Source organism: Burkholderia sp. HI4860, from assembly GCF_002223045.2.
Taxonomy (GTDB): Bacteria; Pseudomonadota; Gammaproteobacteria; order Burkholderiales; family Burkholderiaceae; genus Burkholderia.
The window spans coordinates 3,321,150-3,340,881 of record NZ_NKFO02000003.1; the positions used below are offsets into that span (position 1 = coordinate 3,321,150).

18 protein-coding genes and 2 pseudogenes are annotated in these 19,732 nt (G+C 59.6%); 10 read left to right on the forward strand and 10 right to left on the reverse strand.

Features of this window, described 5'->3' with window-relative positions; genetic code table 11:
- Positions 1–62 precede the first annotated feature (62 nt).
- Positions 63–359 carry an XRE family transcriptional regulator gene (locus CFB34_RS30815; RefSeq protein WP_143329586.1) on the reverse strand — a complete coding sequence of 99 codons (297 nt, stop codon included), beginning with the start codon at positions 357–359 and terminating at the stop codon, positions 63–65.
- Positions 360–830: 471 nt separating this feature from the next.
- On the opposite strand from CFB34_RS30815, the gene phnC reads away from it, so the two are divergent.
- From phnC to CFB34_RS30840, 5 genes are read left to right on the forward strand one after another with little or no spacing between them, the layout of a single operon-like run.
- The gene (gene phnC / locus CFB34_RS30820; protein ID WP_020200553.1) at positions 831–1,649 is read left to right on the forward strand and encodes a phosphonate ABC transporter ATP-binding protein; all 819 of its coding nucleotides are present in this window, start codon (positions 831–833) and stop codon (positions 1,647–1,649) included.
- A gap of 2 nt (positions 1,650–1,651) precedes the next feature.
- Positions 1,652–2,512: a phosphate/phosphite/phosphonate ABC transporter substrate-binding protein gene (gene phnD, locus CFB34_RS30825; RefSeq protein WP_038442281.1), complete on the forward strand. Its 861-nt coding sequence runs from the start codon at positions 1,652–1,654 to the stop codon at positions 2,510–2,512.
- Positions 2,513–2,524: 12 nt separating this feature from the next.
- The gene (gene phnE, locus CFB34_RS30830) at positions 2,525–3,322 is read left to right on the forward strand and encodes a phosphonate ABC transporter, permease protein PhnE (RefSeq protein WP_024569577.1); all 798 of its coding nucleotides are present in this window, start codon (positions 2,525–2,527) and stop codon (positions 3,320–3,322) included.
- Positions 3,323–3,346: 24 nt separating this feature from the next.
- Entirely contained in the window at positions 3,347–4,357 is a 1,011-nt protein-coding gene (locus CFB34_RS30835) for a phosphonate dehydrogenase (protein ID WP_009238667.1), read from the forward strand.
- Complete coding sequence (locus CFB34_RS30840) at positions 4,354–5,238, forward strand: LysR family transcriptional regulator (RefSeq protein WP_080324167.1); 885 nt, start codon at positions 4,354–4,356, stop codon at positions 5,236–5,238. The genes CFB34_RS30835 and CFB34_RS30840 overlap by 4 nt, the downstream gene beginning before the upstream one ends.
- A 173-nt stretch (positions 5,239–5,411) precedes the next feature.
- Here the strand turns inward: CFB34_RS30840 and CFB34_RS30845 are convergent, their stop codons facing one another.
- From CFB34_RS30845 to CFB34_RS30860, 4 genes are all read right to left on the reverse strand, one after another.
- Entirely contained in the window at positions 5,412–6,035 is a 624-nt protein-coding gene (locus CFB34_RS30845) for a recombinase family protein (RefSeq protein ID WP_003155741.1), read from the reverse strand.
- Between the two features lie 61 nt (positions 6,036–6,096).
- Positions 6,097–7,314 (reverse strand): TniQ family protein, encoded by a 1,218-nt coding sequence (locus CFB34_RS30850; protein WP_038442277.1) that lies wholly within the window; start codon positions 7,312–7,314, stop codon positions 6,097–6,099.
- Positions 7,311–8,219 (reverse strand): TniB family NTP-binding protein, encoded by a 909-nt coding sequence (locus CFB34_RS30855; protein ID WP_009687862.1) that lies wholly within the window; start codon positions 8,217–8,219, stop codon positions 7,311–7,313. Before CFB34_RS30855 ends, CFB34_RS30850 begins: the two co-directional genes overlap by 4 nt.
- 2 nt (positions 8,220–8,221) lie before the next feature.
- The gene (locus tag CFB34_RS30860; RefSeq protein WP_011875634.1) at positions 8,222–9,904 is read right to left on the reverse strand and encodes a DDE-type integrase/transposase/recombinase; all 1,683 of its coding nucleotides are present in this window, start codon (positions 9,902–9,904) and stop codon (positions 8,222–8,224) included.
- Between the two features lie 192 nt (positions 9,905–10,096).
- On the opposite strand from CFB34_RS30860, the gene CFB34_RS30865 reads away from it, so the two are divergent.
- The 4 genes from CFB34_RS30865 (at position 10,097) to CFB34_RS30880 (ending at position 14,521) form a co-directional block, all read left to right on the forward strand.
- Entirely contained in the window at positions 10,097–10,834 is a 738-nt protein-coding gene (locus CFB34_RS30865) for a recombinase family protein (protein WP_001366550.1), read from the forward strand.
- The gene (locus CFB34_RS30870; protein ID WP_000743213.1) at positions 10,831–11,055 is read left to right on the forward strand and encodes a hypothetical protein; all 225 of its coding nucleotides are present in this window, start codon (positions 10,831–10,833) and stop codon (positions 11,053–11,055) included. Before CFB34_RS30865 ends, CFB34_RS30870 begins: the two co-directional genes overlap by 4 nt.
- Before the next feature lie 210 nt (positions 11,056–11,265).
- On the forward strand, positions 11,266–12,759 hold the full coding sequence (locus tag CFB34_RS30875; RefSeq protein ID WP_001120888.1) for an IS91-like element ISVsa3 family transposase: 1,494 nt from the start codon (positions 11,266–11,268) through the stop codon (positions 12,757–12,759).
- 292 nt (positions 12,760–13,051) lie between these two features.
- The gene (locus CFB34_RS30880) at positions 13,052–14,521 is read left to right on the forward strand and encodes an amidase (RefSeq protein ID WP_089444671.1); all 1,470 of its coding nucleotides are present in this window, start codon (positions 13,052–13,054) and stop codon (positions 14,519–14,521) included.
- A gap of 115 nt (positions 14,522–14,636) precedes the next feature.
- Here the strand turns inward: CFB34_RS30880 and CFB34_RS30885 are convergent, their stop codons facing one another.
- On the reverse strand, positions 14,637–14,840 hold the full coding sequence (locus CFB34_RS30885) for a CsbD family protein (protein ID WP_089444670.1): 204 nt from the start codon (positions 14,838–14,840) through the stop codon (positions 14,637–14,639).
- 302 nt (positions 14,841–15,142) lie between these two features.
- On the opposite strand from CFB34_RS30885, the pseudogene CFB34_RS30890 reads away from it, so the two are divergent.
- A pseudogene (locus CFB34_RS30890) lies at positions 15,143–15,547 on the forward strand (transposase); the annotation flags it as partial.
- Between the two features lie 224 nt (positions 15,548–15,771).
- Here the strand turns inward: CFB34_RS30890 and istB are convergent.
- The 4 genes and pseudogenes from istB to sul2 all read right to left on the reverse strand — a co-directional run bounded on the left by istB (position 15,772) and on the right by sul2 (position 19,243).
- Positions 15,772–16,638, reverse strand: coding sequence for an IS21-like element ISBcen28 family helper ATPase IstB (gene istB, locus CFB34_RS30895; RefSeq protein WP_062910598.1), 867 nt, complete (start codon positions 16,636–16,638; stop codon positions 15,772–15,774).
- On the reverse strand, positions 16,635–17,891 hold the full coding sequence (istA, locus tag CFB34_RS30900) for an IS21 family transposase (RefSeq protein WP_062910599.1): 1,257 nt from the start codon (positions 17,889–17,891) through the stop codon (positions 16,635–16,637). Before istA ends, istB begins: the two co-directional genes overlap by 4 nt.
- A gap of 207 nt (positions 17,892–18,098) precedes the next feature.
- A pseudogene (gene glmM, locus CFB34_RS30905) lies at positions 18,099–18,341 on the reverse strand (phosphoglucosamine mutase); the annotation flags it as partial.
- Between the two features lie 86 nt (positions 18,342–18,427).
- Entirely contained in the window at positions 18,428–19,243 is an 816-nt protein-coding gene (gene sul2 / locus CFB34_RS30910) for a sulfonamide-resistant dihydropteroate synthase Sul2 (protein ID WP_001043260.1), read from the reverse strand.
- Positions 19,244–19,732 lie beyond the last annotated feature (489 nt).

The following is a 19,732-nucleotide window of genomic DNA, read 5'->3' on the forward strand; positions in this document are numbered from 1 at the left end:
AACCTGTGATCAGCGATCACGATCAACCGAAACGGGTGATCACGATCATTCGGAATCCATGATCACGATCCGCCGAAATGCGTGATCACGTTCGCCGGAATACGCACCGCCGCCGCTTGGTCGTTCGACAACGGCCGCGCCGCGATGGCCTGGCTGATCTTGGTTACGAGCGTGGCCTTGACCTGCATTTCGTCGGCGTCGGGGCGGCCCAGTTCGGCATAGACGTTCGTGCTGCCTTCATCAATTTCCGGCGTGTCATCGGCGTTCAGGTCGGCGAACAGGGCTTCGACGGAATCGAACCGCTTCAAGCCGCCCCGCTGGGCTTCTTCAATTGCTTCCTCGGTTTCCTTCTTGCCCATCGCATACCTCACGCTGATTGTCTTGCCCGGCTCATTGAAGCTGTCATATTGAGCTAGGCGCATATAGATTGCACTTTATTAAATGAGCCTGCCTGTCGTTTTCAGAAGACGGCTGCACTGAACGTCAGAAGCCGACTGCACTATAGCAGCGGAGGGGTTGGATCCATCAGGCAACGACGGGCTGCTGCCGGCCAAGAGCGACCAACTGATGTGAGAACCCGAGCGGCAGTTTGAGGCTGAGAGCTGCCCCTCGTGCTGCGCGCTTGGATCGGCGGCTATCGACCGATAGCAGGCGTCTATATTTGGCATAGATAGCACAACTTATTTCCCTCACAGGCACCCGCGACCATGTCTCAAAAATGACATCAACGAGTCATCATGGTGTCATATCACGACATTACCATCGCTGCAATTCAGATTCGTAATCAGGTCATCATTTTTGATTACGAATTCAAATCTGCCGGAGGTGTCATGATCGAACTACAGAATGTCTCAGTCAGTTATGGTGATGCGATTGCACTGTATCCCACCACTCTCAAACTCCATCAGGGACAGTTCACCGTATTGCTCGGATCTTCCGGCGCTGGAAAATCCACGCTACTTCGCTGTATTAATTCGCTGCATGCGTCGCAGCGCGGCACCACCATTGTCGCCGGCTTAGGAAATTTGGCGAACTCGCGTGCATTGCGCATGCATCGCCGACAGACTGGCATGGTGTTTCAACAGCATCAATTGATTGGCCGACTGACGGCTTTGCAAAACGTTTCGATGGGCCGAATGGGCTACCACACGGCATTACGCAGTCTATTCCCCCTCCCGGCGAAGGATCAATCCATATGCCTGCAAAGTCTGGACCGAGTCGGCTTATTGCACAAAGCCTTAAGCCGTGTCGACGCATTGAGCGGCGGCCAGCAGCAACGCATCGGTATTGCCCGGGCTCTGGCTCAGCAACCTAAACTGGTGTTGGCTGATGAACCGGTAGCCAGCCTCGATCCTGCTACTGCAGAGCGAGTGCTAAGTCTGCTGCACCGCATTTGTAAAGAGGACGGGATTTCGGCGGTCGTCAGCCTGCATCAGGTAGACCTCGCTCAACGTTATGCCGACCGTATTATTGGCCTGTCCCATGGCCGAGTCATTTTTGATGCCGCACCGCAGACTTTGGATCAAGCCAGTTACGACACGCTGTATGAACAAGTACCCCGTTCTTCTTTGAGCGTTCCACAAGACGCTCGAGAGGAACGGCTTATCGATACTTCATTTCCCATGCAACTTGCTACCGTAAAGGATTGATTATGAAAAAACTCGCATCCGCATTAATGTCTGTCTTGCTTGCCGCCGTCTGCAGCATTGGCCATGCATCATCCAATCCCGATCCAGAAACGCTCAAAGTTGCGCTACTGCCGGACGAAAACGCATCGACCGTAATTAAAAACAACAAGCCGCTCGAAATCTATCTGGAAAAAGAGCTGGGAAAGAAAATTGAGCTGGTGGTTACCACTGATTACTCGTCAATGATCGAAGCCATGCGTCACGGCCGTATCGACATGGCATATTTTGGCCCCTTGTCGTATGTGCTGGCTAAGCAAAAGAGCGACATCGAGCCATTCGCAGCGATGAAGCAAAAGGGTAGCACTACCTACCAGTCCGTATTGATCGCCAATACTGGCGCCGGCATCGCCAAAATCAGTGATATCGTCAACAAGAATGTCGCTTACGGTGATGTGGCATCCACCTCCAGCCATTTGATTCCGAAGTCGATATTGGCGGAAAACGGTTTGAAAGCCGGCGAAAACTATCGCGAACACTTTGTCGGTGCGCATGACGCGGTGGCCATGGCCGTGCAAAACGGTCACGCGCAGGCTGGCGGCTTGAGTAAGCCGATTTTTGAATCCCTGGTTCAGCGCGGACTGGTCGATCCCAACAAAGTAAAAGTTCTTGCCGAATCGAAGCCATATCCGCAATACCCGTGGACCATGCGCAGCAATCTGAAGCCGGAACTGAAGGAAAAGATCCGTGCAGCCTTCTTGAATCTCAAAGATCCGGAAGTCCTGAAACCTTTCAAAGCCGATGGTTTCGGCCCGATCAGCGACAAAGACTATGACGTGGTGCGCAGCCTTGGCACACTGCTCAAGCTCGATCTGTCGAAGTTCTAAGTGAGCGACAGCATGCAAGCTGATTTTGGTTTGATTCTGGCCGAGCGCCAGCGCGTATGGAACCGCACGATACTGCAGTTTGCCGTTGTGCTGGCGATTGTGATCGGTTGCTGGTATTACGTCGGCCTATTTGATGCCGAGCGATTGAAGGATGGCATGCCAAGCCTGGTAAAAATTGCCGGCGAGATGTTCCCACCGAACTTCTCGCAGGCTGGCACCTGGGTCAAACCGGTACTGGATACCTTGGCCATGAGTATCGCCGGCACGGCAATCGCGGTATTGCTATCCATTCCCTTAGGAGTGCTCGCCGCGCGGAATACTAGCCCTCATCCACTCGTGTATCAAGCCACACGCGGCATGTTAAACGCTTTGCGATCGATACCCGAACTGATCATGGGCATCCTGTTCGTGGCAGCCGTTGGCTTCGGCGCATTGCCGGGTGTTTTAGCCCTAGGCTTACATTCGGTTGGCATGATCGCCAAATTTTTTTCGGAATCGATCGAACATGCCGATCCGGCACCGGTAGAAGCCGCGCATGCAGCGGGCTGCACGCCATTGCAGGTGATTTTTCATGGGATCTTTCCCCAAGTGCTTCCGCAAATGGCCGATACCGCGATCTATCGATGGGAATACAACTTCCGTGCTTCGACCGTGATGGGCATGGTCGGCGCCGGTGGAATCGGGTTCGAGCTGATGGGCTCTCTGCGCATCATGCAATACCAGGATGTCTCGGCTATTTTGCTGGTTATTTTAGGCATGGTTACCCTCGTCGACGCCTTCAGCTCCTTCCTGCGTCGCAAGTTCAAATAACTCCCAAAGCTTACAAAGGTTTTTATGAAGCCCAAAGTCGTCCTCACCCACTGGGTGCACCCGGAAATCATCGAATTGTTGTCCGCTAGCGCCGATGTTATCCCCAACACCACACGGGAAACCTTGCCGCGTTCTGAGGTAATTGCGCGAGCCAAAGATGCGGATGCACTCATGGCTTTCATGCCGGACAGCATCGACAGCGCGTTTCTCGAGGAATGTCCAAAGCTGCGTGTCATCGGCGCCGCGCTTAAAGGCTATGATAACTTCGATGTCAACGCCTGCACACGCCACGGTGTATGGCTTACGATTGTGCCGGATTTGCTTACGATCCCGACCGCTGAACTGACTATCGGCCTTCTTCTCGGTTTGACAAGGCATATGCTGGAAGGCGATAGGCAAATCCGTAGCGGACACTTCCAAGGCTGGCGGCCGACACTATATGGCTCTGGTTTGACAGGAAAAACGCTTGGCATCATTGGTATGGGGGCGGTCGGCCGTGCAATCGCCCAGCGCTTGGCTGGCTTTGAAATGAATCTCTTGTATTGCGATCCGATTCCGCTCAATGCCGAACAAGAAAAGGCTTGGCACGTACAGCGCGTCACGCTCGATGAACTGCTCGAAAAATGTGATTATGTCGTGCCGATGGTTCCGATGGCCGCAGAGACACTGCATCTGATCGATGCCACCGCGTTGGCCAAGATGAAAACCGGTAGCTACCTGATCAATGCATGTCGCGGCTCGGTCGTGGATGAGAATGCGGTGATAGCAGCACTGGCGTCTGGAAAACTAGCTGGATATGCAGCCGATGTCTTCGAGATGGAAGAATGGATACGCGCTGATCGCCCGCAGGCTATCCCCAAGGCGCTGCTCGACAATACGGCACAAACGTTTTTTACGCCGCATTTGGGATCGGCGGTCAAGGAAGTTCGGCTTGAAATCGAGCGGCAGGCAGCGATGAACATCATCCAGGCACTCGCTGGTGAAAAACCGATGGGCGCGATTAATCAGCCGTATCCGGGAGTAAAGGCGGCGTGATAGATCTGGAGCGTGTGGCGACGTTCATTGCCGTCGTCAAATGCGGGGGCTTTCGCGAAGCGGCGAAGCAAACTGGATTGTCCCAGCCAACAGTAACGCAGCATATCAAGCGGCTGGAGCAGTCTTTGCAGGCCCGGCTGATTGACCGCGCAACAATGCCGCAAAGCCTGACATTGGAGGGAAAGATTTTTTTCCCCTATGCGGAACAATTGCTCCGTACTAGCCATAAGGCTACGGCAGCCCTCCACAATAAAAGCCTGGTCGTTGGTGCAAGCTCCAATATCGGCATTTATCTTTTACAACCCTATATCAAGGCGCTCCAAGATAAATTAGCAAACAAGATCGATGTGAGGATCGGCAAAAATATCGAGATTGCCGCTTTGCTGGAAACGCTTGAAGTGGATGTAGCGGTAATGGAGTGGTGGGACTCACGTCCTGGGTTCGTCTCAACAGTATGGCGGCGCGAGAGGATGGTTGTCATTGTTCGCCCCGGCCATCCTTGGGCTGCCGAGTCGACCATTCCACTTAAGTGGTTAAAATCCCAGATCTTGCTTGGAGGCGAAGCGGCTACCGGAACTGGGCGCCTACTACAACAATATGCCGGTGCCGACTCGGCAGAGTTCACAGTGGGTATGCAGTTAGGTAGCACCGAGGCGGTCAAACACGCGGTCCACGCAGGGCTAGGAATCTCGCTTGTGATGGAAAGCGCGGTCAAGCATGAACAGGCAAGCGGATGGTTACATGCAATTCCGATTGAAGAAGATGTTTACAAAGATCTTTATCTCGTACATCGCTCAGAAACTTCGTTAAGCGGTCCGGTGGCAAGCCTTGCAGATTTGATTCTCCATTCTCCGGATTTAGGCTCAATAGAATATAAATAGCAAAACGAATGTCTGCTTCTGGCCGAGAGCTGACCTTCTCTGCGCGCATCTCACTGACCGCAACCGCTGCACTGCCGGCGCTGGGCCAGAAATTCTGAGCGGCTCTTGAGGGTCGACACCGGTAATCGGATCGTTGCCGCACTGAACAGCGCCCCGTTCCAGGTCGCCTCCATTTATGCGGCTGAACCGAGGGAGAGCAGCTTTACGCCGTCTGGCCGCAGTTCGCCCTTGGGCGACACGTGCCGGTAGAGCGTCTGCCGGGTAATCCCGAGTTCTTCGCAGAGATCGCCCACCTTGGTTTCCGGTTGCCCCATGCTGGCCATCGCCAGGCGTAGCTTGGCGGCGGTCATCTTGAAGGGGCGCCCCCCTTTCCTGCCGCGAGCGCGCGCCGAGATAAGTCCAGCGACTGTTCGCTCGGAAATCAACTCACGCTCGAACTCGGCCAGCGCGGCAAAAATACCGAACACAAGCTTGCCGGCGGCAGTCGTCGTGTCGACCGCCGCACCGTGACCGGTCAGGACCTTCAGGCCCACGCTACGCGCAGTTAGGTCGTGCACGGTGTTGATCAGGTGGCGCAGATCACGGCCAAGCCGATCGAGCTTCCACACGATCAGCGTGTCCCCTTCACGAAGCGCCTTCAGGCAAGCAGCCAACCCTGGGCGATCATCGCGCCTGCCCGAGGCCAGATCCTCGTAAAGGTGCGCAAGGCTCACACCAGCGGCGATGAGCGCATCGCGTTGCAAATTGGTGGACTGGGATCCGTCCGCCTTCGATACCCGCATGTAGCCGATCAGCACCTTTTCACCCGTCACGTATACGTTCGATTATGTGACAGTGTGCACCGGAAAGTTCTGGTCGTCAAAATTTGTCACTTAACCCGTCATTCTGTCTAAGACATGCAAAGGGTCCATCAGCCTCGTAATGTGACAGAAATTCCGGGGGAATGCCTTCCTTTGCAAAGGTGGCGCGCAACTGTTCCAGGGAAGCGGGATCGCGCCGACCATAGGAAGCCAACGCGAACAGCGAGCGTGCCGTCTCGGGGTCGTGCCGGGCTTCAATGATCGCCTCACTGATAGCTTGGACCGCCCGTTGCCAGTGATTGACGGGTTCGGGCTTCGGCGGTTTCGCCGGCAGACCACTGGTGAACCCGGTTTGGGGCTCGGACGAGAACAGCTTTGCATGCTCGCCTGGCGGGCTGATATCCCTCAACTCGATCAAGCTGATTGCCGTTGCCGCCGCCTCCAGCATCTGCAACCGTATTGCCGGGTTCAGGGTTTCATACGGTCGCCACAGACTTTGCCCAGCACGCAGCGGATGCCCGCAGCCTTGCCAGACTTGGCGGAGATACCCCGCGTAGGTTCCGCACGCCGAAAGCGGGGTGTTCAGCTCATCGAGCAGCGTGCGTAGCAGTCGAAACCACAATCCAGCGTGGATGCGTCGGCACGGCAGTTCCACATGGCCGGTCGTCAGTGCCTGCCAGGTACGCCGGTCCATCACTGCAATCGCGTCGCTGGCGGTGCGCGACGCAGTGTCGGCGTTCTCCCAGCCGAGAAACCGCCCAGGCACGCCCCAATAGGATTCCAGCCAGCAGCCATGCAGCGGGCAGCTCAGCATCAGGGGCAGCTTCCATGCAAGCAGTTCGGCTTGGTTTGCCGGGTCGTTCAGACAGAGAGGACAGGCGCGATGTATCGGCTGGCTGGGCAGCCAGGCACGCCAGCTCGTGATGGATCGCGTCCTACGGCGGAGTTTCGGCAGCAGCACCGAGAGCTGGAACGCATAGGTTTCCAATGCGTCTGGAATCTGATCATCAAGGCTGTCCAGTAGCCAAGGCACCCAGCCGGCGAAACTCATGCAACGCAGCCGGTCCGGCTCGATGCCGCTCCGCTGGGAGAGCATCGCCAACAGCGCCAGTGGTGGCGCGGTATCCAGGTCATCAACCTGAGCGTGACCAAGATCGTGCTCCAGCAGCTCGGACACCTCCATGTGATAGCAAAGGGCCACGCGGTTGAGCCACGAAGACAAGGCTTCGCCTTCTCTGGGGGCCGGATGCAGTGGCCAGCGTGGCGCTGGCTTCACATCAGTTCCCGCTCGAATTGCCGCCGCCGCTCGCTGGGACCGGTGTAATCGGCCATGCTCAGCGTGCGATGGTTGATCGCTTCCTCGCCGCTCTCCACTGCGACGATGGCCGCCGCCATCAGCAAGTGCGCCAGTTCGCCGATGGTGCCCTCGCTGCGTGTGAGCAGGTAGCGGGCCATGTCCAGCGTGGCAATCGACGAGGGTCGCCGCAGTGGAAGCGAAGCGGCGAAACTGGCCAGCAGTGAGCAGCAATCGTGATTGGCCTCCCATACCGGCAGCATCATCGGCTCGAAGCGATTTTCCAACTGGTCATCGGAGCGGATGGCCAGGTAGGCGTCGCGCGTGCCGACCCCGACCAGTGGGATGCGCAGTTCATTGCCGAGGAAGCGCAGGAGATTGAGGAATTCCCGGCGATTGACGCTGTTACCGGCCAGGACGTTGTGCAACTCGTCGATCACCAGCATGCGCACGCCGACCTTGCGCAGCAGTGCCAGCGCCAGTTGTTCCATTTCTGGCAGCCGTGGGCGCGGTCGCAATGGCGCACCCATCGCCGCGAGCAGCGCGACGTAGAAGCGGATTACCGACGGTTCGGATGGCATCTGCACGACCAGTACCGGAATGTGCTCCTGGTCGGCATCGGCTCTGGCCGGATGCGTGCGCCGGAACTTCTCGACGATCATCGACTTGCCGTTGTTGGTCGGGCCGACCAGCAGCAGGTTGGGCATGCGTTGCTTGTTTGGCCACGTATACAGGATTTCCAGCCGGTTCAGCGCCTCGACTGCTCGCGGATAGCCGATCCAGCGGTCGGCGCGAAGGCGATGGATGCGTTCGTCCGCCGGGAGACGGGCCAAGCCCTGGGCCGCCGGCAGCAGGTGGGACAAGTCGATGATGGGATATTCTTCCACGGCTACCACTCCTCAATCTGGTCGAACGGTTTGGCCGGCGGCTGGTTGTCTGCCTGCTGCCCATCCATGTCAGCGCCCGGTGGTGGCGTGGTTTTGACAGGCGTTGCCGTTGCCTTGAGATGCTGGCGTCGATCCGCGTCGCGCCGCGCCTTGCGCGTAGCCTTCTGCGCGGTGGTAACGATTTCGCGCATCTGGCCGATCATGCGGAACAACGCCGACTCATCCACCTGTTCGCGCCCTTGCTGCCGCAATTTCGCCAGCGCCTGTCGTTGTTCCCAGAGGGTGACAGCCGGGTGCGACAAGGTACGGTAGGGAATTTCCAGGTAGTGCTGCCCCTCTGGTTCCAGCACCCATATGCGGCTGATGTCGCGCGGGTCGCGCCGGATCAGGAACGCAGGCAAGCGGTCCCGCCGAGCTATCCACGGCTTGAGCGCATCGGCGTAGTAGTGGATGTGGTCGATGACGAAGCCGGTGCGGGTCAGCGTGCGGCGGATGATGGGCAGAAAATCGACCAGAAAAGCCGTAGCGCGAGTGATGACGGTTGGCACGCCGGTCCGCGTGATAGCTTCGGCCCAGCGCGCGGCCGGCGGTTGGAGCAGGCCGTTGTGCACGGAGCCGTGATAGGTGCCGACCGCCAATGTGAGCCAGCGCTCCAGCTCGCGCAGTGTCAGGGCGGCCATCTTCTCGGAGGCGTATTCCCCGCGCTGGTCAGGATTGGAGAAGGTCGTCCCCGGCAATTCGTCGTGGATCATCTGCATCGCCGTGCCGATGATCCGTTCCACGATACCGCCGTAGTGCGGCTGCCCGAGCGGGCGATAGTCCAACCGGATGCCATGCTGCTCGCAGCCACGGCGCAGCGCCTCGCTCTTGAACTCAGCCGCGTTGTCCAAGTAGAGCAGTCTGGGCTTGCCGCTCATCGGCCAATCCATCTCTACGTTCAACCCTTCCAACCAAGGGCGCTTGTCGCAGGCGGCATGCACCAAGCACAAGCCGACCGAGACGGCGGACGGGGCTTCCAGCGTAACGACCATGCCAACCACGCAGCGGGTGAATACGTCGATGGCGAGGGTCAGGTATGGACGGCCAATCGGTTGCCGGTCGCGCTCGTCCACCACGATCAGGTCGATGACTGTGTGGTCGATCTGCACCTGCTCCAGCGGCGCGGAGACGGGTGGCGGAACACCACCAACACCTTGCAGGTCGCGGGCGGCATCTTGTCCTTCCCGGCGGTGAGTGACCTCGCGCGGATCGAGGCCGGCGATCCGCAGAGCCACCGTGTTGCGCGCCGGCACCCGCAGCTTTTGCAGCTTGCACGCCCGCACAACTTCGCGGTGGAACGCCGCCAAGCTACGCTTCTGCTTGGTCAGGAAGCGCTTTTGCAGTAACTCGCGGATGATTCGTTCGACCGACTCCGGCAAGCGGCCTTTACCTTTGCCACCGCTCGACTGCCCAAGAGCCAAGTCAGTGACCAGCCCCGATCCTAGCCGGGCACGGCGGATCAGGACGTAGACCTGCCGCCGGGACAGCCCCAATGCCTGGGCTGCCGCGTCGGCCGCTTCATGCCCAACCGTCTCCGACTGCGCCAACGGCCCAATGATCTCCGCGCGACGACGCGCACGCTCCCATGCCTGTTCTGGCAGGGTGGCCACGCCGTGCTCGGTAATCGGTGCGGTATCGGTCGCCATGCTCATCTCGCTTTGGTGCACACGAGTATTGAGCATAGACGAGTTTCGTGCAGAGGAGTCCTGATATCTGGCTGTCAGGAGCCGTATGCACAAGAGGCTTCAAACCGCGCTGAATGGTGCAGTCGTCTTCTGGAAATGACACTGCCGGGCTATAGTGGGCGCACTTAGGTATGCCCAAAGGAGCCCGCAAGTATGCGCAGGACGAAGCCAGTAGCCGCGCCGATGGTGGCGCGGGTCTATCTGCGCGTCAGCACCGACGCGCAGGACTTGGAACGCCAAGAGGCGATCACTACGGCCGCGAAGGCCGCCGGCTACTACGTCGCCGGCATCTACCGTGAGAAGGCATCCGGCGCACGCGCCGACCGGCCTGAGCTGCTGCGCATGATCGGCGACCTACAGCCCGGCGAGGTGGTCATTGCCGAGAAGATCGACCGCATCAGCCGCCTACCTTTGCCCGAGGCCGAGCGCCTGGTGGCCTCGATACAGGCCAAAGGCGCACGCCTGGCCGTCCCTGGCGTGGTCGATCTATCCGACCTGGCGGCCGAGGCCCAGGGCGTCGCCAAGATCGTGCTGGAAGCCGTGCAGATCATGCTTTTTCGCCTGGCCTTGCAGATGGCCCGCGACGACTACGAGGACAGGCGCGAACGCCAGCGCCAAGGCATTGAGTTGGCCCGCCAGGCCGGGCGGTACAAGGGCCGCCGTGCTGATCCGAAGCGCCGCGCCCAAGTTGTCGCGCTGCGCAAGTCCGGCTACAGCATCAACAAGACCGCCGAGCTGGCCGGGTACAGTGCGGCCCAGGTGAAACGGATATGGGCCGAGGTCAGCCAGGCCGAAGCGAAGCAGCACGGCGCGTTCGTGGAGGACGCATTGACGGAAGCCGATGCCCTGGCCGCTGTCGGCCAGGATGAGCGCCAGGAGGAAAGGGCATGAAGAAGCCGAACCAAGACGACGAGCCGTTTTTCATCACCGAGGAGATTGCGGCCGAAATGATCGCCGGCGGCTATGAGTTCGAGCTGCCGCCCATTCCTTGCACCATCCGCCTACGCGACGTGCTGGAGCGCATGACCGATGCTGAGCTAGCATTGCAGCCGGGCGAGATCGCCGACCAGGAGCGTGAACGCTGCCGGCGCAAGCCGTGTTCAACCTCATGATCTGGTCATGGTATTTTTCATGGCACTGAGCCTGATAGTTCTTGCAAATTGTTGTCACTAAAGGGTTTTGTGTGCTTGTTTACAATCGAGTGGGAGTGACGGGCACTGGCTGGCAATGTCTAGCAACGGCAGGCATTTCGGCTGAGGGTAAAAGAACTTTCCGCTAAGCGATAGACTGTATGTAAACACAGTATTGCAAGGACGCGGAACATGCCTCATGTGGCGGCCAGGACGGCCAGCCGGGATCGGGATACTGGTCGTTACCAGAGCCACCGACCCGAGCAAACCCTTCTCTATCAGATCGTTGACGAGTATTACCCGGCATTCGCTGCGCTTATGGCAGAGCAGGGAAAGGAATTGCCGGGCTATGTGCAACGGGAATTTGAAGAATTTCTCCAATGCGGGCGGCTGGAGCATGGCTTTCTACGGGTTCGCTGCGAGTCTTGCCACGCCGAGCACCTGGTCGCTTTCAGCTGTAAGCGTCGCGGTTTCTGCCCGAGCTGTGGGGCGCGGCGGATGGCCGAAAGTGCCGCCTTGCTGGTTGATGAAGTACTGCCTGAACAACCCATGCGTCAGTGGGTGTTGAGCTTCCCGTTTCAGCTGCGTTTCCTGTTTGCCAGCCGGCCCGAGATCATGGGGTGGGTGCTGGGCATCGTTTACCGCGTCATTGCCACGCACCTGGTCAAGAAAGCGGGCCATACCCACCAAGTGGCCAAGACGGGCGCGGTCACCCTGATCCAGCGTTTTGGATCGGCGCTCAATCTGAATGTTCACTTCCACATGCTGTTTCTCGACGGTGTGTATGTCGAGCAATCCCACGGCTCAGCGCGTTTCCGCTGGGTCAAGGCGCCGACCAGCCCAGAGCTCACCCAGCTGACGCACACCATCGCCCACCGGGTGGGTCGCTATCTGGAACGGCAAGGCCTGCTGGAACGGGATGTCGAAAACAGCTATCTGGCCTCGGATGCGGTGGATGACGACCCGATGACACCCCTGCTGGGGCACTCGATCACTTACCGTATCGCTGTCGGTTCACAGGCGGGGCGAAAGGTGTTCACTTTGCAAACTCTGCCGACCAGTGGTGATCCGTTCGGTGACGGGATTGGCAAGGTAGCCGGGTCCAGCCTGCACGCCGGCGTGGCGGCCAGGGCCGATGAACGCAAGAAGCTCGAACGGCTGTGCCGGTACATCAGCCGCCCGGCGGTATCCGAGAAGCGGCTGTCGTTAACACGAGGCGGCAACGTGCGCTACCAGCTCAAGACGCCGTACCGGGACGGCACCACGCACGTCATTTTCGAACCATTGGATTTCATTGCAAGGCTGGCCGCCCTGGTACCGAAGCCCAGAGTCAACCTAACCCGCTTCCACGGGGTGTTCGCACCCAACAGTCGGCACCGGGCGTTGGTCACGCCGGCAAAACGGGGCAGGGGCAACAAGGTCAGGGTGGCTGATGAACCGGCAACACCAGCACAACGGCGAGCGTCGATGACATGGGCGCAACGGCTCAAGCGTGTTTTCAATATCGACATCGAGACCTGCAGCGGCTGCGGCGGCGCCATGAAAGTCATCGCCTGCATTGAAGACCCTATAGTGATCAAGCAGATCCTTGATCACCTGAAGCACAAAGCCGAAACCAGCGGGACCAGGGCGTTACCCGAAAGCCGGGCGCCACCGGCTGAGCTGCTCCTGGGTCTGTTTGACTGACGAGCCTGAAGGCCAACGATACCAATCAAAATGCTGCGTTCACAGCGCCGCGGCAGGGATCCGCCGTGCTGGTTGTCGGAAAAGGAGCCGCTAGTGGGAAAGAGGAGGGTAAATTTTCAGCGTTGCTGGCTCCCCGTCAGCCGGATTGGGTTGCATCGCAGGGGTGTCGAAAGAGTCAACTGCGGTCCAAAGCTGTTGGACTTGGGTGAAAAGGGCGTTTATTCTTCCTATACGTGGTAGCGGGATGGCGGGTAGCCCGCAAGACCCGTTAGCAACGGCAACCGGAGGCCGCATGAAATTCGAAGAGTACCGCCAGCACGATGCCCTGGGACTTGCCGAGCTGGTGGCCCGCGGCGACACCACGGCCGCTGAACTGCTGCAATGCGCACAAACGCGTGCCGCCGAGGTCAATCCCGCGCTCAACGCCATCGTCATTCCCATGGCGGAGATCGCGAAGAAGCGTGTGCAGGACACCTTGTCCGGTCCATTTGCCGGCGTGCCCTTCCTCATCAAGGACATCGCCCAGGACTATGCCGGCGTACCCACCACGGCCGGCAGCCGTGCGCTGCGTGATTACCGGCCTGATCGTCATGCGTCCTTTGTGCAGCGTGCGCTGGACAGCGGCCTGGTGATTTTCGGCAAGACCAACACACCGGAATTCGCCCTGAAAGGCACGACAGAGCCCGCCTTCTGGGGACCGACACGCAATCCCTGGGATACATCGCGCACACCCGGCGGCTCTTCGGGCGGCGCTGCGGCTGCCGTAGCGGCCGGTATCGTGCCCATGGCCGGCGCCAGCGACGGTGGCGGCTCCATACGCATTCCCGCCTCACATTGCGGTCTCTTCGGTCTGCGCCCTTCGCGCGGTCGCGTGCCGTCAGGCCCTCACTACGCCGAATTCTGGCATGGCGCCTCCAGCGAACATGTGCTGACGCGCAGCGTGCGTGACAGCGCCGCCATGCTGGACGCACTGCAAGGGCCGGATACCGGTGCGCCCTTTCACATCCGTCCACCCGAACGGCCTTACCGCGAAGAAATCACCCGTGAACCCGGCCGCCTGCGCATTGCGTTTTCCACCCGTTCGCCGCTGGGCCTGGGAGTAGAGGCAGATTGCGTGCAGGCCGTGCAAAACAGCGTCGCCCTGCTGCGTCGCCTGGGCCATGACGTGGAAGAAGCCGAGCCCGCCGTGGATGGCCGCGTGCTGGCCGAAGCCTTCCTCACCATGTACATGGGCCAGACAGCCGCCAACATGGCTGAAGCGCAACGACTCACGGGTGCGGCTGAAAGTGATTTCGAACTGGATACCCGCGCCCTGGCGGCACTGGGTCGCGCCCTTTCCGCCGGCGAATACACCCGCTCGCTGTTTCGCTGGAATGATTTTGCACGCGCCGTCGGTGAGTTCTTCAATCGCTATGATCTCTACCTGACCCCCACGGTGGCCACAGTCCCGGCGCTGATTGGCGAACAGGACACGCCGTTGTGGCAGCAACTGGCACTGCGTCCCGCCCTGCCCCTGGGCAAGCTGCTGCTGAAGAGCGGCCAGGTACAGAAAAACGCCTACAACAACCTGTGGCGCGTGCCGTTCACGCAGCTGTCCAACCTGAGCGGCACGCCGTCCATGAGCGTGCCCCTGCACTGGACAGCTGCGGGCCTGCCGGTCGGTGTGCAATTCATGGCGCCTTCCGGCGAAGAAGCACGCCTGCTGCGACTGGCGGCACAACTGGAACAGGAACAGCCCTGGTTCTCACGAGTGCCGGCCTAACGGCCGGATCGCTGCCGCCTGGCATGCACCACAATCCCTTCTGAAAAAGCCACCCATGAAAAACGGCCCCGCGGGGCCGTTTTTCATTCTGCTGGAACAATTTCTGCCGTCACCGTCAGAAATCGTTCTTGTCCAGGAAAGTTTCCACAGCCTTGCGGGCGTCGTCCTTGGTCTGGCCGTAGCGTTCCTGCACCACGCCGATCAGCTTGTCCTTGCCGCCTTCGGCTTTCTTCAGGTCGTCGTCGGTCAGCTCGCCCCAGGCGCGCTTGGCCTTGCCCACAACCTGCTTCCACTTGCCTTCAATGATGTCCGTGTTCATGGTGAACCTCCTTGGGTGGTACCCGCAGCAAATGCCGGGCTGCTTGAATGCAGGGACATTCTTGACGGCCACCGCCGGTCCGGGTGTCGGGTTTTCACACCTTGTCTGTAAACAAGAAGGCGCTTCAAAGGGCAATGCGTGAACCGGCTGCACGCTGGCGGCAGCTTCTGTGACGGGATTGTTGTCTTTTAGTCGGCCTGGCGGATGGCCAGCAGCGCGGCACTCAGGGCCGGCCAGTCGCGGGGCGCCGGCGCGATGACTTCGACACGGCTGTCCGCGCGTGCCGGCTCGCTGTTGATGGCCCATTGGATTTCATTGCAAGGCTGGCCGCCCTGGTACCGAAGCCCAGAGTCAACCTAACCCGCTTCCACGGGGTGTTCGCACCCAACAGTCGGCACCGGGCGTTGGTCACGCCGGCAAAACGGGGCAGGGGCAACAAGGTCAGGGTGGCTGATGAACCGGCAACACCAGCACAACGGCGAGCGTCGATGACATGGGCGCAACGGCTCAAGCGTGTTTTCAATATCGACATCGAGACCTGCAGCGGCTGCGGCGGCGCCATGAAAGTCATCGCCTGCATTGAAGACCCTATAGTGATCAAGCAGATCCTTGATCACCTGAAGCACAAAGCCGAAACCAGCGGGACCAGGGCGTTACCCGAAAGCCGGGCGCCACCGGCTGAGCTGCTCCTGGGTCTGTTTGACTGACGAGCCTGAAGGCCAACGATACCAATCAAAATGCTGCGTTCACAGCGCCGCGGCAGGGATCCGCCGTGCTGGTTGTCGGAAAAGGAGCCGCTAGTGGGAAAGAGGAGGGTAAATTTTCAGCGTTGCTGGCTCCCCGTCAGCCGGATTGGGTTGCATCTGTCAACCTCGGCCGTAATTTCCCCAGAAGTGTCGAAGTAAAATTCCCCACCCTGTTCGGACGGTGATCAACCGGCGACGTGATCGAATGGGTTCCTTCGGGGGCGGCCCGGGCGCCGGCGAGCCGGTTCAGCGGGCACGGGGTTCAGGGAAGACAGACGGTTGCGCAGATGGTCCGGCAGCAGATCGGCGTGTTCTCGCAGGCGGTACGATGTGCCTTCGATCTGCACGACGATCGCGTGGTGCAGCAGCCGGTCGAGCAACGCCGCGGCCACCACGCTGTCGCCGAACACGTCACCCCATTCACCGAAGCTGCGGTTGGACGTCAGGATGATCGCGCAGCGCTCGTAGCAGGCGTTGACGAGCTGGAAGAACAGATTGCCGCCGTTGGAGCCGATGGGCAGGTAGCCGATCTCGTCGACGATGAGCAGGCTGTTACGGGCAAGGAAGCGCACGCGCTGCGCCAAGTTGCCTTCCCGTTCGGCCTTGGCCATCGAGTTCACGATCTCGGCCAGAGAGCCGAAGTAGACGCTCTTGCCCGCGCGTACGGCTTCCACGCCCAGCGCAATGGACAGGTGCGATTTGCCCGTGCCGGGCGGCCCCAGGAAGTGAACGGTCTGTCGTCGTTCGATGAACTCGAGTTGCGCAAGCGTCATGATGCGATCGCGATCCAGGCTCGGCTGGAAGCTGAAGTCGTAGCCGGCCAGCGTCTTGATCGTGCCGAGCCGCGCGGTCTGCAGCGCCATCCGGATGCGGCGTGTTTCGCGTGTCGTGAACTCCTCGCCCAGCAACGTTTCCAGCACTTCGAGCATCGAACTGTCGCCTTGCTCGAAGCGGTTCAGGGTGGCATCCAGCGTTTCGAGCGCGCGCGGCATGCGCAGGCCGACGAGATAGCGCCGGATGCGCTCCAGTGTCGAGGCAGGCATGCTGTTCATGCGGTCCTCCCGGCTTCTGCGAGACGTCTTGCGACCTGGTCATAGAACGACAAGGGCCGGCGAGCCACGCTCGCCGTCACCGATGGCACGGGGTGCCGTGCCGGCTGCTTACGCTGGTTTGCACGCCGATGACCGGGCAACAGCGAGGTTCGTCGCCGGCCTTCCAACACGGGATGCACCGCCAGCAGTTCACCGTCCTCGTAGATACGGATCTCGTGAGCCAGACTGTGGACGTCGAGCACGCGCTTGCGCGTACGATCGGGCACGCTGTAGTAGTTGCCGCCGACCGAGACGAGACCTTCGTGGCTCACGCGCCGCTCAAGCCGGATCACGCCGTTGAAGGTGCCGGCCGGCAACGCCTGCAGCGTAGGACGCTCCTCACTGAAGTGCTGAGCGACGACGCGGTGCGTGGTGCCGTGCACGCGGACATTGGCAACCGTGTCGAGCCACTCGCGCAACTGTCGGTTCAGGTCGGCGAGATTCTGGAAGCGACGCGCCAGGAAGAAGTCCTGCCGGATATAGCGGTACGGCCGCTCGACCTTGCCTTTGGTCTTGGCGCGATACGCCTTGCAGGCGCGCGGCGCGAAGCCGTAGTGCTGCGCAAACGCGACCAGCTTCGCGTTGTAGACGATGTGCTTCTCGACTTCGCCCAGCACAGCCGCCTTCATCCGGTCGTACAGAATCTCGTGCGGAGCGCCGCCGAGGTGCTCGAACGCTTCCATGTGGCAGCGCAGGACGGTCTGCAGGTCCTGATGCTCGACGAAGCGTCCCCAGAGATAACGGCTGTGTCCAAGCACGATCGAGAACAGCCAGATCGAACGTCGCTGGCCAGGCGCGTCGTCGAACTCGACATTGAAGTGGGCGAAATCCACCTGCGCTTGATGCCCCGCAGGCGTTTCAAAGCGCACCTCGAAGCCGCGCTGGCGTGGGGGGCGGACCTCCCGAACGAGATCGCCCAGCGCCGTGCGGCCGCCCGCGTAACCCATGGCTCGAATCTCGCGCAGCAGACGCTCGACGCTCAGGTCGGGAAACTCGCGGACACGTTCGGTGACGTAGTGGACGAACGGATCGACCACGCACGGTCGCGGTGCGCGCGGACCGTAACGCGGCGCCTGAACGCCATTCCTGATGTATTTACGAACGGTCTTGCGGTCCATACTCAGTCGAGCAGCGATGGCCGAAATACTCAGCCCTTGCCGATGCAATTCCAGAATCGTCATCACTTCCTCCAGCTCGACCACCGACACCCCCACGACGGATCTCCAGGGCGATATGGTCGGCGATCGACAGGACGGCGCCGCTACCGCGGCGCCGTCAGACAAAAAACTGGGGAAAATTACTTCGACGAAAGTGGGGAGTATCTATCCGACGCTGACAGCATCGCAGGGGTGTCGAAAGAGTCAACTGCGGTCCAAAGCTGTTGGACTTGGGTGAAAAGGGCGTTTATTCTTCCTATACGTTGTCGGCAGCGGGCCAAAAAGGAATACGTCCATGCCCATCGAGGTGAAACCGGCTGTGAGCGCGGGTTCAAGCATATAGCCCGACAGGCGCGTATCCTTGCCGATCACGACACGATGGCGGTGGTCACCGCGACGAAAGACACGGCCAGCCGCCATGCCGACGCGCAAGGCGGTTTCCGCCGTCATCGCGCCTTCGTTGGCTTTGCCACGAATACCGTCTGTGCCGAAATATTTGCGCACCATAAGGTCGATTATCCTGTCGTCGGGTCGCCCTCAAAGGGGACATGCCTGCTGAACCGCGAATATAGAGAAATATCCCGAATGTGCAGTTAACGAATTCTTGCGGTTTCTTTCAGCGCCGCCAATACCGCCAGCCCGTCGCGCAAGGGGCGCGGCTCGTGTGTGCGGATGAAGTCAGCTCCACCTGCGGCGGCGGCAAGCTCTGCAGCGAGTGTCGCGGCCCCGACATCCCCCGGACCACGGCCTGTGAGCGCGCGCAGAAAGGATTTGCGCGAAACAGACAGAAGCACCGGCAAATCGAAGCGCAGCCGCAATTCATCGAACCGCGCCAGCACCGAGAGCGAGGTTTCGGGAGCAGCCCCCAGAAAAAACCCCATGCCGGGATCAAGGACAAGGCGGTTGCGTTTGATACCGGCACCCGTCAGCGCCGCGATGCGCGCGTCAAAGAACGCCGCAATGTGATCCATGATGTCGCCAGCGGGTGCCTCGCGCCGATCTGCCTGCCCGTCTTGCACCGAATGCATAACGACGAGTTTGGCAGATGATTTCGCCAATTGCGGATAGAACGCAGCGTCTGGAAAACCGCGAATATCATTGAGATAGGCCACACCACGCGACAAGGCATAGGCTTGCGTCGCGGGTTGATAACTGTCGAGCGAGACGGGAATGCCATCTGCCTTGAGCGCGTCCAGCACCGGCGCGATACGCGCGATTTCTGTGTCGGACGAAACAGGCGCGGCGTCGGGATTGCTGGATGCCGGACCGAGGTCGATCACATCTGCCCCCTCGGCCATCAGCTTACGCGCCTGCGCAATGGCTGCGTCTGGCGCCAGATACCGGCCTCCATCGGAGAAACTGTCCGAGGTTATGTTGACGATGCCGAAAATGATGAGCGATTTATTCATGGGGGCTTCTATAATAATAATAATCGAGCATGAGTCTCATACGGATGCTCGGGTCGAAAGGGAATCCCCAGGCGAGTAACCTGTTTGCGGTGATCCATTAGCTGCAGGAGCAGAAGAGCATACATCTGGAAGCAAAGCCAGGAAAGCGGCCTATGGAGCTGTGCGGCAGCGCTCAGTAGGCAATTTTTCAAAATATTGTTAAGCCTTTTCTGAGCATGGTATTTTTCATGGTATTACCAATTAGCAGGAAAATAAGCCATTGAATATAAAAGATAAAAATGTCTTGTTTACAATAGAGTGGGAGTGAATTGACGTCCGTCGACGATTATCGCCAGCCATCGAAAAACTGCCGTAACGTTTTGACTTTCAAATCAATACGTCGCGGAGTCTATCGGTGGCTACCGCCGGCCTGCAAAACAAGTTGGCCGCAGAGTGGGCGGTAAAAATCGAGGCCGCATCAAGACATACCCGTTCACTATTCAGACTTTT

Coding starts and splice junctions, on each gene's coding strand:
- CFB34_RS30875 (WP_001120888.1), top strand. CDS start 11,266: ATGCCTCATGTGGCGGCCAGGACGGCCAGCCGGGATCGGGATACTGGT.
- CFB34_RS30885 (WP_089444670.1), bottom strand. CDS start 14,840: ATGAACACGGACATCATTGAAGGCAAGTGGAAGCAGGTTGTGGGCAAG.
- CFB34_RS30815 (WP_143329586.1), bottom strand. CDS start 359: ATGGGCAAGAAGGAAACCGAGGAAGCAATTGAAGAAGCCCAGCGGGGC.
- CFB34_RS30860 (WP_011875634.1), bottom strand. CDS start 9,904: ATGGCGACCGATACCGCACCGATTACCGAGCACGGCGTGGCCACCCTG.
- CFB34_RS30835 (WP_009238667.1), top strand. CDS start 3,347: ATGAAGCCCAAAGTCGTCCTCACCCACTGGGTGCACCCGGAAATCATC.
- istB (WP_062910598.1), bottom strand. CDS start 16,638: ATGAACAGCATGCCTGCCTCGACACTGGAGCGCATCCGGCGCTATCTC.
- phnC (WP_020200553.1), top strand. CDS start 831: ATGATCGAACTACAGAATGTCTCAGTCAGTTATGGTGATGCGATTGCA.
- sul2 (WP_001043260.1), bottom strand. CDS start 19,243: ATGAATAAATCGCTCATCATTTTCGGCATCGTCAACATAACCTCGGAC.
- phnD (WP_038442281.1), top strand. CDS start 1,652: ATGAAAAAACTCGCATCCGCATTAATGTCTGTCTTGCTTGCCGCCGTC.
- phnE (WP_024569577.1), top strand. CDS start 2,525: ATGCAAGCTGATTTTGGTTTGATTCTGGCCGAGCGCCAGCGCGTATGG.
- CFB34_RS30880 (WP_089444671.1), top strand. CDS start 13,052: ATGAAATTCGAAGAGTACCGCCAGCACGATGCCCTGGGACTTGCCGAG.
- CFB34_RS30865 (WP_001366550.1), top strand. CDS start 10,097: ATGCGCAGGACGAAGCCAGTAGCCGCGCCGATGGTGGCGCGGGTCTAT.
- CFB34_RS30870 (WP_000743213.1), top strand. CDS start 10,831: ATGAAGAAGCCGAACCAAGACGACGAGCCGTTTTTCATCACCGAGGAG.